We start from the raw sequence: 14603 nt of genomic DNA, 5'->3' as shown, positions 1-14603 counted from the left end.
CTGCTCGACGGCGCCGCCCTCGTCGGTGCACGCCGGGCGGCCGAGGTGGTTGCCCTGCTCGCGGACGACGTGAGCGTGCCGGGTGGGGACCTGGTCGCGGCGCTGCGCGCGGCGCGCCGCGGCGGACCGCAGTCCGGGGCGTGGAGGGCGCAGACCGACCGGCTCCAGAGGTCGGTCACCGCCCACGCGCCCGTGCACGAGCTCACCGACGACCTCGCTGTGGGGCTCGTCGTCGCCCTCGCGCACCCCGACCGCATCGCCCGGCTGCGACCGGGCGGGTCGGCCTACCTCATGACGTCGGGGACCGGTGCGGCGCTGGCGCCGGGGTCCGCGCTGGCGGGACTGCCCTGGCTCGCCGTCGCCGACGCCGACCGGGGCGCCGGCCGCCGGGACGCGACGATCCGCTCGGCCGCACCCCTCGACCTGGACCTCGCGATCGAGGCGGCCCCTGCACTGCTCGGGGACGACGACGTCGTCGCCTGGTCCGACGGGGGGATCGTCGCCCGTCGCGTGCGGCGGCTTGGTGCCATCGAGCTGACGTCCGCGCGGCTCACGGACCCGCCCGCTGCACTGGTGGTCGAGGCGCTGCGTGAGGGGCTCGCGCGCGACGGTCTCGCCCTGCTGCGCTGGTCGGAGGCGGCCACCAGCCTGCGTCGACGGATGGCGTTCCTGCATGCGGCGCTGGGGGCGCCCTGGCCGGACGTGTCGGACGCCGCGCTGCTGGCAGACCTGCACGACTGGCTCGGGCCGGACCTCGCGCGCATCCGCGGTGCCCGTGACCTCGCGCGGCTCGACGTGCTCCAGGCGCTGCGCAGGCTGCTGCCCTGGCCGGCGGCGACCCGCCTCGACGCGCTCGCGCCCGAGCGGCTGGCCGTGCCGAGCGGTTCCAGCGTGCGCGTCGACTACACCGGTGACCAGCCCGTGCTCGCCGTGCGGCTGCAGGAGGTGTTCGGGTGGCGGGCGGCGCCCCGGCTCGCGGACGGGCGGGTGCCGGTGGTCGTGCACCTGCTCTCGCCCGCCGGTCGCCCGGTCGCGGTGACCGCCGACCTGGAGTCGTTCTGGCGCACCGGCTACCCGCAGGTGCGCGCGGAGCTGCGTGGGCGGTACCCGAAGCACGCCTGGCCGGACGACCCGCTGACCGCCGTCCCGCTGCGCGGGGTGCGCCGCTAGGCCGGCGGGCCGACGATGGCGGCATGCCCGACGTGAGCGCCGTGACCGCCGCAGCCCTGCGGACGACCTGGTGGCGGGTGCGCGACTACGCGGCCGTGCTGCGCTGGCAGGCCACCGGGATCGTCTCCCGCGTGGACCCGGACCGGCTGCGGCACCCGGAGCGCCCCGTCGGTCCACCGGTCGTGCTGGTGCCGGGTGTGTACGAGTCGTGGCACTTCCTGCTCCCGCTGGCGATGCTCCTGCACGACCAGGGGGTGCGGGTGCACGTGCTTCCCGACCTCGGCGTCAACCGTCGACCGGTCGCGGTCGGCGCCGCGGTCCTGGGTCGGTACGTCGTCGCGCACGACCTGCGGGACGTCGTCCTGGTCGCGCACAGCAAGGGCGGCCTCATCGGCAAGCTCGCGATGCTGCGCGAGGACCCGGACGGCCGGCTCGCCACGATGGTCGCGGTCAACACGCCGTTCGCCGGCTCGGTGTACGCACGGTGGTTCCTGGTGCCGTCGGTGCGCGCCTTCCGGCCGACCGACGCCACGATCGTCGCGCTCGCGGCGGAGCGTGAGGTGAACGCGCGGATCACGTCGGTGTACAGCCGCTGGGACCCGCACATCCCCGCGGGCAGCGGTCTGGACGGCGCCGAGGAGGTCGTGCTGGACACGCCGGGCCACTTCCGGCCGTTGGCGGACCCGCGCCTGCACGCGCTGCTGCTGGACCGCCTGGTACCGGGACGCAGCGGAGCGACGCCTCGCCGCTGAGGCGCCGCTCCGGTCCGCCCGGCGTCGTCGTCAACGCAGCCAGGAGTAGCGCTGCACGAGCGGGATCCGCGCCCACCGGCGGCCGAGGCCCCAGGTGTCTCCGGCGAGGAGCGACGCGCAGACGATGAGGACGAGCGCGTAGATCAGGTGGTAGTCGACCAGCGGGTTGTTCGAGCCCTGCAGGAGCGGCCACTCGGCGACCCACATCAGCACCATCATGATCGCGCCGGAGACGGCCGCGAGGCGCAGCCCGATGCCGAGCATGACCGCGACGCCGATGCCCAGCAGCCCGAGCATGAACAGCCAGTCGGACACGGGTCCGGCCATCGACGCGAACGTCTCCTTGAACGGTCCGACGGCGGCGAACTGCATGAACCCCTGGCTCGGCGTGCCACCGTCGAGCCAGCTGAGGCTCGGGTCGCCCTCGGCCACCGCGGCGCCGGTCGCGTAGTGCAGGCCGAACGTCTTGTCGAGGAACGCCCACAGGAAGATGAAGCCCGTCGCGAGCCGAGTGACGGCGAGCCAGCGTCGGCCCGTCAGCGAGGTGACCACGTCGTCCTCGACCAGGACGGCGGGGTGGGTCGAGGTGCGGGCCTCGGGGTGGATGGTGGCCATGGCGCTCTCTCCTCCGTGCGGGGTCTCTCCGTCGGGACCCGGATGTGACGTTCTGACAGGTCCACGGTCGTCCGGACGGCCGGGGGCGCCCCAGGGTCGAAGGTCCCGCGTCCGCACGGCGATCAGGGACCCAGGTCCCGGGACGACGCGCTCGCGGGCGACGAGGCTGGACGTAGCGCGGCCGCGGCCGGCGAACGTCCGGCGGGGCCACGCACGAGGAGCAAGGAGGCACCTCATGCGTACCGACGGACCGGTGGTCGTCGCCCTGGACGGCACACCGCACAGTGCACGCACGCTCGAGTGGGGCGTGGCGGAGGCGGTCCGACGGCAGGCCGACGTCCTGCTCGTCAGCGTCGTCGACGACACGTGGCAGGTCACGGCCTGGAGCTGGTACCCCATGGTCGGGATGACCGAGATCGACACCCAGGTCAAGGAGTACCTCGCCGAGCAGGAGACGCAGGTCGCCGAGCGGCACCCTGGCCTGACGGTGCGCAGCCGCGTGCTGCACGGGGCCGTCGTCCCGTGCCTGCGCGAGATCAGCGCCGAGGGGCAGCTGCTCGTGGTCGGCGCGCAGAGCCGGCACGGGCGGCAGCGGACCGGGACCACCGGCGTGCACGTCGCGGCGCACGCCCGCTGCCCCGTGGCGGTGGTGCGCACCGAGCCCGAGCGCCCGGTGCTACCGGATGCCGACGTCGTCGTGGGCGTGGACGGGTCGTCGGCGTCCCTCGCCGCCGCGCGGGTGGCAGCGCGCGAGGCGTGGATGCGCGGTCGTCCGCTGACGGTCCTGCACGCGCGACCGACCATCCCCGACCCGTTCGGCCGGGGCAGCGTCCCGCCGCTGGCGACCGACGACGAGAACGACCCGACGCACAAGGCCGCCCGCGTGGTGGCGGAGTCGCTGCGGGCCGACAACGGGGGCCTGACCGTGCAGGTCGCCCTCGTCGACGACGACCCGGTCGACGCCCTCACGGGCCTCGCGCGCGGTGCGGCGCTCGTGGTGGTCGGCTCGCGGGGCCTCGGCGGGTTCCGGGGCATGCTGCTCGGCTCGGTCAGCGGTGCGGTGATCCGCGAGGCCACCTGCCCGGTGCTGGTGGTCCACGACAACGGCTGACCCGCCGTGCACGAGGGCCCGGCTCGGTGGAGCCGGGCCCTCGTGTGTCCCCGCTCAGCGAGTCATCACGACCTTGAGCGCCTGCGTCTGGGCGGCGCTCCCGAACGTCTGGTAGGCGTCCAGGACGTCCGCCAGGTCGAACCGGTGGGTGACGAACGCCCCGACGTCGAGCCTCCCCGCCGCGACCAGGCGCAGCAGCATCGGCAGGGTCGTCGTGTTGACCAGTCCCGTGGTGATCGTGACGTTCTTGATCCACAGGTCCTGGAGCGCCAGCGGCACCGGACCACCGTGCACGCCGACGTTCGCGACGTGCCCGCCGGGGCGGACCAGCTCGGTGCACATGGTGAAGGTCTCCGGGATGCCGACGGCCTCGATCGCGACGTCCACGCCGGCCCCGTCCGTGGTGGCCAGGACCTGGTCCTTCCAGTCCGGCGCCGAGGAGTCGACGGTGTGCGTCGCACCGAGCCCCCGGGCGACGTCGAGCCGGTGGGGGTCGCGGTCGACGGCGATGATCTGCGCCGCGCCGTACAGCCCGGCGGTGGCCACCGTCGCCAGGCCGACCGGTCCGGCGCCGACCACCGCGACCGTGTCGCCCGGCTGGACGCTGCCGTAGCGCACGCCGATCTCGAAGCCGGTGGGCAGGATGTCGGAGAGCAGCACCCCGAGCTCGTCGGGCACCGTGGGCGGCAGGCCGTGCAGCGAGCTGTCCGCGAACGGCACGCGCACCAGCTCGGCCTGCGTGCCGTCGATGAGGTGGCCCAGCACCCAGCCGATGCCGGCGGCGCCCTCGGGCGCCAGGCAGTGCGACGGCAGCTGGGCGCGGCAGTACGTGCACACGCCGCAGCCGCTGATGCAGGCGATGATCACCCGGTCGCCCGGGACATGGGTGCGGACCCCGTCGCCCACCTCCACCACGGTGCCGACGCCCTCGTGACCGAGGATGCGTCCGGCCGCGACGGTCGGCACGTCACCGTGCAGGATGTGCAGGTCGGTCCCGCAGATCGTCGTGGTGTCCACCCGGACGACCGCGTCGGTCGGCTCGACCAGGCGGGCGTCCGGGACCTCCTCCCACGCGATGGATCCCGGAGCGTGGAACACGAGCGCTCTCATGGTGACTCCTCACCTCGACCGCGTCGGGCACGGTTGCCCGCGCAGCTCCAGCGTCGGACCGCACTCGTCGGACCGGTCAGGGCCGATGGTCCCGTCAGGGCAGGGGCACGGACCAGCGCAGGTAGGTGCCGCCGTCCGGGACCGCGGCGACGTCCAGGGTCCCGCCCCGGCGCATGGCGCGTTCCTCGAGGTTGGCCAGACCGCTGCGCACCGGTACGTCGGCAGGGACCCCCGCACCGTCGTCCTGCACCTCGACCGTCAGCCGGCTCCCGACGTCGAGCCGGACCACCACCTCGTGCGCCCGGGCGTGCCGGGCCACGTTCGCCAGGGCCTCGCGGACCACCGCCACGGCGTCCTCCGCCAGCTCGTCCGGCACGGTCGCCGTGACGCCGTCCGTGCGCAGCCGGGGCAGGAAGCCGAGGCCCGCGCGCGCGTGGACCACCTCGGCGTCGATCCGGTGGCGCAGGCCCGTCCCGGTGGTCCCACCGCGGGAGCCGAGCCGGAAGATCGTCGTGCGCACGTCCTTGATCGTCTCGTCGAGGTCGTCGACCGCGGCCTCGAGCCGGCGCGCGACGTCGGGGCGTGCCGCCTCCTGCGCGGCCCCCTGCACCGACAGCCCGATGGCGAACAGGCGCTGGATCACCATGTCGTGCAGGTCGCGCGCGATCCTCTCCCGCTCCTCGAGCACGGCCAGCCGTGCCCGGTCGGACTGTGCGTCGGCGACGTCGAGCGCCAGAGCGAGCTGCTCGCCGAACCCGGCGATGCTGGGCAGGTCCACGCGCGGGGCCGACGTCGGGTCGCCGCCCGGCCACCACATCACCAGGCCGCCGACCCAGCGGTCGCCGCTGTGCAGCGGGACGCTCAGCGCCCAGACCGGCCCCGGTCGCCCGATCGTCGACCCGTCCGGGAGCGCCCGGACCACGGGCGACCGTCCGACCAGGTCGGCGGCCAGTGCGTCCGGGAGGTCGTCCGCCGTCTCGTACAGCGTCGAGTCCCGCGCGCCCGAGGTCCGCCGGACGCGGACGAGCACGGTCGCGACCGCCTCCTCGCGGGCGAGCCCGCTGGTCAGCGTCGACGTGGTCGAGGCCGCGGTCTCGAGCCACCGCTCGTGCTCACGGGCCTGGTGGTAGGCGCGCGCGTGCTCGAGGGCCACGCCCGCCGCGGCGGCCAGCGCCACCGCGGCCTGCTCGTCGCGGGCGGTGAAGTCGACGCTCGCGCCCGCGTCGTCGGCCTTCTCGGTGAGGTAGAGGTTCCCGAAGACCGCTCCGCGCGCCAGCACGGGCACCCCGAGGAACGTGCGCATCGGAGGGTGGTGCGCCGGGAACCCGACCGACGTGGGGTGCTCGGTGAGGTCGTGCAGGCGAAGCGTGTGCGGGTCCCGGACGAGGTGCCCGAGCACCCCCCGTCCCTCCGGCAGGTGCCCGACCAGGCGCGCGGTCGGCTGGTCGATGCCCCGGTACACGAACTCCTGCAGGCCGCCGTGCTCGCCCAGCACCCCGAGCGCGCCGTACCGGGCACCGGTGAGCCGGCAGCCGGCGGCGACGAGCCGCTCCAGGACGGTGGCGATGTCGAGCTCGGCGGACATCGAGACCACGGCGTCGATCAGCGCCTCGAGGCGCTCGTCGTGCTCGGTGTCCGCTCCGTCGGCCCGCATGTTCGGAGCATAGGTCTGCCTGGCCCCGGGTCGGCGGCGAACAGGGCCCTTCGGCCCTGGGGCGCACCACGGCGCCGACGACATCCTGGTGCGAGCGAGGTCGACGAGCACGAGGAGGTCGGGACGATGCGCGCTCTGGTGGTCTACGAGTCGTCGTTCGGGAACACGGGACGGGTGGCCGAGGCGGTCTGGGACGGGATGCGGTCGCGGCTGCGCGACGTCGCCCTGCTCGACGTCGGCGCCGCCCCGCGGCACCTGCCCCCGGAGCTCGAGCTCCTGGTGGTGGGCGCGCCCACCCAGGCGTTCGGCATGAGCCGGCCGCCCACCCGCGCCGACGCGCAGCAGCAGGCGGGAACGGCCGGCTCCGGTCCGACGATCGGCGTGCGCGAGTGGCTCCGGGAGCTGGACCCTCCCGAGCGCGCGGTCCACGCCGCCACGTTCGACACCCGGATCCACAGCCCTCACGTCCCGGGCTCGGCCGCCGTGGGCGCCTGGCGCGTGCTGCGGCGGGCCGGCTTCGACGTGGCCGCCGAGGCCGAGAGCTTCTGGGTGATGGGGATCAAGGGTCCGCTGCGGGACGGCGAGCTGGACCGCGCCCGTGCCTGGGGCGTCAGCCTCACCGGCCTGCTGCTGGGCCTGAGTCCGAAGGGCCCGGGTCCGCTCGGGGCCCCCGCGCGCTGACGTCGCCGGCCTCGGGGTGCAGACGATGCTGCTCAGCGATGAAGAGGGCAGCCTGTGTCCTGCCGCGCACCTCGATCTTGGCCAGCAGGCTGGAGATGTAGTTCTTGACCGTCTTCTCCGCCAGGAACATCCGGTCCGCGATCTCGCGGTTGGTCAGACCCTCGCCGATGAGGTCCAGCACGGCGCTCTCCTGCGGCGTGAGCAGGTCCAGGCGGGAGTCGTGCCGCCGTGCCTCGCGGAGCCGTTCGAGCACCCGACCGGTGGTGGCCGGGTCGAGCAGCGTCCGGCCGGCGGCCACCAGCCGGATCGAGTCGAGCAGCTGCGGGCCGCGGATCTCCTTGAGCACGTAGCCGGCGGCGCCGGCGGTGATCGAGGCCAGCAGGGCGTCGTCGTCCTCGTAGGACGTGAGCATGAGGCACCGGACGCCGGGCGCCAGGGACGCCAGCTCGCGGCAGACCTCGACGCCGTTGCCGTCGGGCAGCCGCACGTCGAGGAGCGCGACGTCCGCGTCCGCGCGCGGCACCCGGACCAGCGCCTCGTGCGCGGTGGCCGCCTCGCCCACCACCGTCATGTCCGGGTCCGCCTCGATGAGGCGCAGCAGCCCCTGGCGCACCACCTCGTGGTCGTCCAGCAGGAACACCCGGATCTGGGCCATGACGCCACTGTGCACCATGGCGGGGAGGCGGTGGGCCCGCCTGCCCCAGGTTGACGCCGCAGCAACATGCGCCGTTCTTGACGACGCCCAGCCCTTGAAGCCGCTCTCGAGCAGCCTGGATGCTCGGGAGCAGGCGAGTTCCCCTCGTCCAGGCCGTGGACAGGAGCCTTTCATGACCAGGTACGTCTCCCGGTTCGCCGACGGCGACAAGGACAAGAAGGACCTGCTGGGTGGCAAGGGAGCCAACCTGGCGGAGATGACCAAGCTCGACCTGCCCGTGCCCCCGGGGTTCACCATCACCACCGAGGCGTGCCGGGCCTACATGCGCGACGGGCACGTCCCGCCCGAGCTGCGGGTCGAGGTGACGCTCGCGGTGCGCGAGATCGAGGACGTGATCGGCCGACGCCTCGGCGACTTCCACGAGCCGCTCCTGGTCTCCGTGCGCTCCGGGGCCAAGTTCTCGATGCCCGGGATGATGGAGACCGTCCTGAACATCGGGCTCAACGACGCGTCCGTGAAGGGGCTGACCGAGTTCTCCGGTGACGAGCGCTTCGCGTGGGACTCCTACCGTCGGCTCATCCAGATGTTCGGCAAGACGGTCCTGGGCATCGACGGCGACCTGTTCGCAACCGCGCTGGACGAGCGCAAGGCCGCGGTGGGCGCCGCGACCGACGTCGACCTGTCCGCGCAGGACCTGCACATCCTGGTCCACACGTTCAAGGAGATCGTCGTCGAGCAGACCGGCCGCGAGTTCCCCCAGCACCCGCGCGAGCAGCTCGACATGGCGATCGAGGCCGTCCTGGACTCGTGGAACACCGACCGTGCCCGCCTCTACCGTCGTCGCGAGCGCATCCCGAACGACCTGGGCACCGCCGTCAACGTGGTGAGCATGGTGTTCGGGAACCTGGGGGAGACGTCCGGGACGGGGGTCTGCTTCACGCGTGACCCCTCCACCGGCGAGACGGGGGTCTACGGCGACTACCTGCCGAACGCCCAGGGCGAGGACGTGGTCGCGGGGATCCGCAACACGCTGCCGCTCGCGGAGCTGGAGGTGCTCGACCCCGTCTCCTACGACGCCCTCCGGCACGCGATGCGACGCCTCGAGACCCATTACCGCGACCTGTGCGACATCGAGTTCACCATCGAGCGCGGCAAGCTCTGGCTGCTGCAGACGCGGGTGGGCAAGCGCACCGCGGCGGCGGCGTTCCGGATCGCGACCGAGCTGGTGGACGAGAGCCTCATCACGATGGACGAGGCGATCACGCGCTGTCCCGGCGACAAGCTCAACCAGCTGCTGTTCCCGCAGTTCGACGCGAGCGCCGACCGGCACCTGCTGACGACGGCCATGGCGGCGTCGCCCGGCGCCGCAGTGGGCGAGATCGTCCTGGACAACGCCCAGGCGCTCGAGCGGACCGAGGCCGGTGCCCACGTCATCCTGGTCCGCCGCGAGACCAACCCGGACGACCTGCAGGGGATGATCGTCGCCGACGGCATCCTCACCGCCCGCGGCGGGAAGACGTCGCACGCGGCCGTCGTCGCCCGCGGCATGGGGACGTGCGCGGTGGTCGGCGCCGAGGAGGTCGAGGTCGACGTCGCCCGCGGCGAGGTGCGCGTGCGCGACCACGTGCTCCACGCGGGGGACACGATCGCGATCGACGGGTCCACCGGCGAGGTCTTCCGCGGGTCGGTGCCGGTGGTCGACTCCCCGGTCATGGTCTACGTCGCCGACGGGCTCGACGCCGGGCTGGCCGCGGCGACCGACCCCGAGGCGCGTGCCCTGGTCTCGGCGGTGGACCGCGTCCTGCGGCACGCCGACTTCGTCCGTCGCATGCAGGTGCGCACCAACGCCGACACGGCCGAGGACGCCCGCCGCGCGCGGGCGCGGGGGGCCGAGGGTGTGGGCCTGTGCCGGACCGAGCACCAGTTCCTGGGGGAGCGTCGGGAGCACATCGAGCGGCTGATCCTGGCCGACAACGACGACGACCGTGCGGTCGCCCTCGACGCCCTGCTGCCGTTGCAGCGCGACGACTTCGCCGGCCTGCTGGAGGCGATGGACGGGCTGCCGACGACCATCCGGCTCATCGACCCGCCGCTGCACGAGTTCCTGCCCGACCTCACGGAGCTGGCGGTCAAGGTCGCCGTCGCCGCGGAGCCCGACCCGAAGGACGTGGCCCTCCTGGCCGCGGTCGAGCGGATGCACGAGCAGAACCCGATGCTCGGGCTGCGCGGCGTGCGCCTCGGGCTGACGCTCCCGGGCCTGTTCGCGCTGCAGGTCAGGGCGATCGCGGAGGCCACCGTCCAGCTGCGCCAGGCGGGGCGGGACCCGAGGCCGGAGATCATGGTGCCGCTGGTGGGCTCGGTCCGGGAGCTGCAGCTGGTGCGGGAGGAGACGGAGCGCGTGCTGGCGGAGGTCAGCGCATCGTCCGGGGTCCCCCTCGACGTGCCGATCGGCTGCATGATCGAGCTGCCGCGGGCGGCTCTGACCGCGCACCGCATCGCGGAGGAGGCCGACTTCTTCTCGTTCGGCACCAACGACCTCACGCAGACCACGTGGGGCTTCTCTCGGGACGACGTCGAGCGGGCGTTCTTCGCCGACTACCTGCAGAACGGGGTGCTCACCATCTCCCCGTTCGAGACGCTCGACGCGGACGGGGTCGGGTCCCTGGTCCGGGCCGGCGTCGAGGGCGGCCGGTCGACCAAGCCCGGCCTGCACATCGGGGTCTGCGGAGAGCACGGGGGAGACCCGGAGTCGATCCACTTCTTCCACGAGGTGGGGCTCGACTACGTGTCGTGCTCGCCGTTCCGCGTGCCGATCGCCCGGCTGGAGGCCGGCCGGGCGGCGGTGGCCACCCCGTGACACGACGCGGGCGCCGGGATGTCCCGGCGCCCGCGTCAGGCACTACGGCGTGACGGTCAGCGGGGTGCCGCCGGACGTCAGCCGCCAGTCGGGGTTGGTGGCCGAGAAGACGCTCGGGTCCACCACCTCGTTGGCGCTCACCCAGTCGATGAGCAGCTGGCGGATCTCGACCTGCCGGTTGTAGACGACCGGCGCCGCCGTGACGCCCGGGAAGTTGCCCCCGCCGGACTGCCGGTAGTTGTTGATCGCGACGACGAACTCCTGCGTGTCCGTCACGGGGACCCCGCCGTAGGCGAGGCCGACGATCCGGCTGCCCACGGGCTGCGCGAGGTCGATGTCGTAGGTGAGCGGCTGGTCGAGCCCACCCATGACGTCGTAGTTGTAGTCCGGGGTGCCGTTCGGGGCCGTCGGCGTCACGGCGTTGGTGAGGCTGGCGGCGGGGTACGTGCCGGGAGCCGGGGCGGCCTTGAAGTACTCGGCCGACTTCTCGAGGTACGCCTTGACCTGCGCGCCCGTGAGCCTGATGCCCAGGAGCGTGTTGTCGTAGATGTACAGCCCGGCGATGTCCCGCACGGACACGTCACCCTGCGGGATCGCCGCGTCCTTGTTGAACGGGGCCGCGATCGAGAGCACGGGCAGGTCGGCGTCGGCGCCCGTGAGCTCGGCCTTGACCGCTCCTGCCTGGACGTAGTTGATGAAGTCCAGCACCGCGGTGTCCTCGTAGCGTGCGGTCGCCGCCGACATGGCCTCGGTCGACGTGCCGACGACGCCGTTCACGTAGTCGACGACCGTCTGGTGGCTCGCCTGCAGCAGGCTGACGATCTCGGGATCCTCCGGGACCGCGTTCGAGTTGAGCACCGAGGCGTCCACCGACTGCACGCTCCACCGGCCGCGGCTGAACGAGAGGTCGATGTCGAACACCGAGAGCCGCTCACCCCACCTCAAGGGCTCCGAGAGGACGACAGGCCTGCCGGTCGCGGTGTTGGTGACGACGCGCTCGGCGATCTCCTGGTGGGCGTGCCCGACGAGGATCGCGTCGATCCCGGGCACCTGCTCGGCCACGAGCGTCGCGGCGTTCTCGGGGAAGGGCAGCGCGTCACCGTAGGAGGACGAGGTGTCGGCGCCGGAGTGTGCGGCGACGACGACCACGTCGGCACCGCGTCGCTTCATCTCGGGCACGTACCTCGCGGCCTGCTCGACCAGGCCGCCGAAGCTCATCTGGCCCTCGACGTTCGCCTTGTCCCAGATCGCGATCCCGGGGTTGGTCAGCCCGAGGATGCCGACCTTGACCGGCTTGCCGTGCGGGGGCCGGACCGTCTTGATGACGTACGGCGTGAAGGCCGCGCGACCGTTCTTGTCGAACGTGGCATTGGCCGCGAGCAGCGGGAAGTCGACCTGCTTCTCGAAGGTGCGCAGGTAGGGGATGCCGTAGTTGAACTCGTGGTTGCCGAGCGCAGCCGCGTCGTAGCCGATGGCGTTCATGGCGGTCGCCATCGGGTGCTCGACCGTCCCCGAGATCGGCTGGATCTTGGCGTAGTAGTACGCCAGCGAGGTGCCCTGGATGGTGTCGCCCGCGTCGATGAGGAGGGTGTTGCGGTCCCCTCGGTCCGCGCGCACCTGGTTCACCAGCGTCGAGACCTTGGCCAGTCCCACGTCGTTGTGCGCGCTGTCGTCGTACTCGGCGTTCCTGAAGTAGTCCCAGTTCAGGACGTTGCCGTGCAGGTCCGTGGTGCCCATGACGGTGAGCTGGTACTCCCTCGGTCCGCCGTGGCCGTTGCCGGCCTGTGCCGGTGTGGCGAGTCCGAGAGCGAGCACCGCGGCCGTCGCCACCGCACCTGCCCTCACGCTGGCCCGCTGCAGGATGGTGATTCCCATGCCGGAGTCCTCCCGTGCTGTCGGTTCTGCACCGGGTTGCGGTGCGACGGGCACGGTACTCCGTCCGGGTGACGCGAACACGTCAGGCGCTCACCACCAGCCCTGGCGCTTGGCCCACCACAGCAGACCGCTCGACATGGCGATCATCACCGTGATGGCGGCGGCGAGGGGCAGGGGTGAGGTGCGGTCGCTGACGATCAGGTTCATCCCGAGCACCGAGGCCAGCGCCGTGATGGGCAGGGTGACCACGGCGATCACGGCGAGACGCTCGGCGGCGATGGTCATCTTGGTCTCGGTGCGGGCGCGGTAGAACTCGATGACGCCCTGCAGGTAGTCCTTCTCCTCGGTCGCCAGGCCCGCGATCCGGTCGAACTGGTCGACGAGGTCGCCGACGAGGTGCCGGCTGGGTTCGGGCACTGCGCGCTGCAGCCCCGTCACCCGCCGGTAGATCTCGGCGGTCTGCGCGGCGATCGTCCGCACGGCCAGAAGGCCGTGGCGGGTGCGGAACGTCTCGTCGAGGAACGTCTCCGGGTCGTCGTACGCGCCCGCCGTGACGCGCCGCTCGAGCTCCCACACGTCGGCCGTGAGCTCCTCGACGAACTTCTCCATCCGGCGGGTGAGCGTCGAGACGATGGCGTGGGACACGTCGAACGACGTCCGGGGGCGCAGCCTGCCCGCCCGGATCCGCTCAAGCACCTCACGGGTGTCCCGCAGCGCCACCTCGAGCGGGACCGCGGGGTTGACGGGGCCGTGCACGGTGACCAGGTAGCCGGGCCCGATCACGCGGTCGAGCTCCACGTGGTGGACGTGGCCACCCTCGCCCCGCTCGGGCGCGTGCAGGACGAGGAACAGCGAGTCCGGGTAGGCGTGCACCTTCGGCAGCCGGTTGCGCACCTCGCAGTCGTGCACCGCCAGCGGATGGAGGCCGAACACCCGGGTGAGCACGTCCGCGGCCTGCGCGTCCCACGTCGGCACGTCGACCCACACGATGCCCTCGCCCGACGCGAGCAGGGCGGGCAGGTCCGCGACGGCGCGCTCGTGGACGCCGTCGCCGGTGATGAGGTGCACGTCCACGTTGGCCTCCTGCCGCCATCATGGTGCGGCCGGCCGACGGGCGGTACCTGGCCCTGTCCCGGCGGACGGGCTGACGCGGGCTGTCGGTCGACGGCCCCTCAGTCGTCGCCGAGCGTGGCGATGGCGTCGATCGAGACCAGCAGGCCGCGGGGCAGGCGGATGTTGGCGGGAGCCGAGCGAGCCGGCGGCGGGGTTGGCATGTGCCGTGCGTAGACGGCGTTCAACGTGGCGAAGTCGTCCACGTCCGCGTAGAAGATCGTCGTCTTGACCAGGTGGTCCATCGACGAGCCCGCCGCCTCGAGCGTCGCCGCGAGGTTGCGCAGCGCCAGGTCGGTCTGGGCCTCGATCCCGTCGGGGATCGCACCGGTGGCGGGGTCGATCCCGGCAGTGCCCGAGCAGAAGACGAGCCCGCCCGCGACGATCGCCTGGCTGTACGGGCCGAGCGCGGCCGGTGCGTTCTCGGTGTGCACGCGTCGTCGGGTCATGGCGTCTCCTGGTCCGAGGGTCCAGGCGAGACTATCTAGCGGCCGCCCTCCTCGGGCAGGCCCGGTCGGTCCCACTCGCGTGGCATCTCGTGCGACCAGCCCGGGCCGCGCTGCCACCCGCCGTCGTCGATGCCGTCGCGCAGGGCGACCGCCGCGAGCAGGATCCAGGCGATCGACGCGAGGACCGACAGGACGATCAGGCCTGCCCCCACGCACACGCTGATGACTCCCCAGCGGCGGGCGTTCGCCGACTCCCGGAGCGCCACGTCGGTGTCGGCGGCTCCGATCGCCCGCGCCGCACGGTGGGAGGCGAGCAGGGCCGGGATGCCCGTGGGCCAGAAGAGGATCATCGCCGCGATCACCCACCCGACCGGTGCCGACGGCTCGGCCGGACGCGGCGGGGTGGGCGTCACCGGGCCCGGGGGTGGCCCGGGAACGCTGGGCGGGACGGTGGGGGACGACTCGGTGGCCATGGTTCCTCCCGGGGTGAGCCTGCTGGTGAGGGGCACCGTACGACCGCTCCCTGGGAGGAGCCTTGGCGAGCGCTGTCAGCCGAGGGTGAGG

The 14603-nt window shown here is 73.2% G+C and carries 13 protein-coding genes; 5 read left to right on the top strand and 8 right to left on the bottom strand.

Features of this window, described 5'->3' with window-relative positions; translation table 11 throughout:
* Both RYN42_RS09285 and RYN42_RS09280 read left to right on the top strand, forming a co-directional pair.
* A partial coding sequence (locus RYN42_RS09285; protein ID WP_315095489.1) for an ATP-dependent helicase C-terminal domain-containing protein occupies window positions 1-1170 on the top strand: 1170 nt, incomplete at its 5' end.
* 23 nt (window positions 1171-1193) lie between these two features.
* A complete protein-coding gene (locus tag RYN42_RS09280) occupies window positions 1194-1922 on the top strand; it encodes a hypothetical protein (protein WP_315095488.1) in 729 nt (242 codons plus the stop codon).
* A 30-nt stretch (window positions 1923-1952) separates the two neighbouring features.
* Here RYN42_RS09280 and RYN42_RS09275 read toward each other — a convergent pair whose 3' ends face one another.
* Window positions 1953-2537, bottom strand: a complete 585-nt coding sequence (locus RYN42_RS09275; RefSeq protein WP_315095487.1) for a DoxX family protein — start codon at window positions 2535-2537, stop codon at window positions 1953-1955.
* Between the two features lie 235 nt (window positions 2538-2772).
* Between RYN42_RS09275 and RYN42_RS09270 the strand changes: the two genes are divergently transcribed.
* A complete protein-coding gene (locus tag RYN42_RS09270; RefSeq protein ID WP_315095486.1) occupies window positions 2773-3648 on the top strand; it encodes a universal stress protein in 876 nt (291 codons plus the stop codon).
* 54 nt (window positions 3649-3702) lie between these two features.
* On the opposite strand, the gene RYN42_RS09265 is transcribed toward RYN42_RS09270, so the two are convergent.
* The gene (locus RYN42_RS09265) at window positions 3703-4758 is read right to left on the bottom strand and encodes a zinc-dependent alcohol dehydrogenase family protein (RefSeq protein ID WP_315095485.1); all 1056 of its coding nucleotides are present in this window, start codon (window positions 4756-4758) and stop codon (window positions 3703-3705) included.
* Between the two features lie 94 nt (window positions 4759-4852).
* Complete coding sequence (locus RYN42_RS09260; RefSeq protein ID WP_315095484.1) at window positions 4853-6412, bottom strand: GAF domain-containing sensor histidine kinase; 1560 nt, start codon at window positions 6410-6412, stop codon at window positions 4853-4855.
* A 126-nt stretch (window positions 6413-6538) separates the two neighbouring features.
* Here RYN42_RS09260 and RYN42_RS09255 point away from each other — a divergent pair, with 126 nt between their 5' ends.
* On the top strand, window positions 6539-7093 hold the full coding sequence (locus RYN42_RS09255) for a flavodoxin/nitric oxide synthase (protein ID WP_315095483.1): 555 nt from the start codon (window positions 6539-6541) through the stop codon (window positions 7091-7093).
* On the opposite strand, the gene RYN42_RS09250 is transcribed toward RYN42_RS09255, so the two are convergent.
* Complete coding sequence (locus RYN42_RS09250) at window positions 7029-7748, bottom strand: response regulator transcription factor (RefSeq protein ID WP_315095481.1); 720 nt, start codon at window positions 7746-7748, stop codon at window positions 7029-7031. The genes RYN42_RS09255 and RYN42_RS09250 overlap by 65 nt on opposite strands.
* A gap of 172 nt (window positions 7749-7920) precedes the next feature.
* Between RYN42_RS09250 and ppdK the strand changes: the two genes are divergently transcribed.
* On the top strand, window positions 7921-10605 hold the full coding sequence (gene ppdK / locus RYN42_RS09245; protein WP_315095480.1) for a pyruvate, phosphate dikinase: 2685 nt from the start codon (window positions 7921-7923) through the stop codon (window positions 10603-10605).
* A gap of 42 nt (window positions 10606-10647) precedes the next feature.
* On the opposite strand, the gene RYN42_RS09240 is transcribed toward ppdK, so the two are convergent.
* From RYN42_RS09240 to RYN42_RS09225, 4 genes are all read right to left on the bottom strand, one after another.
* Window positions 10648-12480 carry a 5'-nucleotidase C-terminal domain-containing protein gene (locus RYN42_RS09240; RefSeq protein ID WP_315095479.1) on the bottom strand — a complete coding sequence of 611 codons (1833 nt, stop codon included), beginning with the start codon at window positions 12478-12480 and terminating at the stop codon, window positions 10648-10650.
* A gap of 90 nt (window positions 12481-12570) precedes the next feature.
* Window positions 12571-13554, bottom strand: a complete 984-nt coding sequence (locus RYN42_RS09235; protein WP_315095478.1) for a magnesium transporter CorA family protein — start codon at window positions 13552-13554, stop codon at window positions 12571-12573.
* Between the two features lie 98 nt (window positions 13555-13652).
* Window positions 13653-14039: a Rid family detoxifying hydrolase gene (locus RYN42_RS09230; RefSeq protein ID WP_315095477.1), complete on the bottom strand. Its 387-nt coding sequence runs from the start codon at window positions 14037-14039 to the stop codon at window positions 13653-13655.
* 35 nt (window positions 14040-14074) lie between these two features.
* A complete protein-coding gene (locus tag RYN42_RS09225) occupies window positions 14075-14512 on the bottom strand; it encodes a CD225/dispanin family protein (RefSeq protein ID WP_315095476.1) in 438 nt (145 codons plus the stop codon).
* Window positions 14513-14603 lie beyond the last annotated feature (91 nt).

Source organism: uncultured Cellulomonas sp., assembly GCF_963527515.1.
In the GTDB taxonomy this organism is placed as follows: domain Bacteria; phylum Actinomycetota; class Actinomycetes; order Actinomycetales; family Cellulomonadaceae; genus Cellulomonas.
This window is presented reverse-complemented; position numbering and strand designations above follow the sequence as displayed.

Coding starts and splice junctions, on each gene's coding strand:
- RYN42_RS09230 (WP_315095477.1), bottom strand. CDS start 14,039: ATGACCCGACGACGCGTGCACACCGAGAACGCACCGGCCGCGCTCGGC.
- ppdK (WP_315095480.1), top strand. CDS start 7,921: ATGACCAGGTACGTCTCCCGGTTCGCCGACGGCGACAAGGACAAGAAG.
- RYN42_RS09255 (WP_315095483.1), top strand. CDS start 6,539: ATGCGCGCTCTGGTGGTCTACGAGTCGTCGTTCGGGAACACGGGACGG.
- RYN42_RS09265 (WP_315095485.1), bottom strand. CDS start 4,758: ATGAGAGCGCTCGTGTTCCACGCTCCGGGATCCATCGCGTGGGAGGAG.
- RYN42_RS09275 (WP_315095487.1), bottom strand. CDS start 2,537: ATGGCCACCATCCACCCCGAGGCCCGCACCTCGACCCACCCCGCCGTC.
- RYN42_RS09270 (WP_315095486.1), top strand. CDS start 2,773: ATGCGTACCGACGGACCGGTGGTCGTCGCCCTGGACGGCACACCGCAC.
- RYN42_RS09280 (WP_315095488.1), top strand. CDS start 1,194: ATGCCCGACGTGAGCGCCGTGACCGCCGCAGCCCTGCGGACGACCTGG.
- RYN42_RS09225 (WP_315095476.1), bottom strand. CDS start 14,512: ATGGCCACCGAGTCGTCCCCCACCGTCCCGCCCAGCGTTCCCGGGCCA.
- RYN42_RS09250 (WP_315095481.1), bottom strand. CDS start 7,748: ATGGCCCAGATCCGGGTGTTCCTGCTGGACGACCACGAGGTGGTGCGC.
- RYN42_RS09240 (WP_315095479.1), bottom strand. CDS start 12,480: ATGGGAATCACCATCCTGCAGCGGGCCAGCGTGAGGGCAGGTGCGGTG.
- RYN42_RS09260 (WP_315095484.1), bottom strand. CDS start 6,412: ATGCGGGCCGACGGAGCGGACACCGAGCACGACGAGCGCCTCGAGGCG.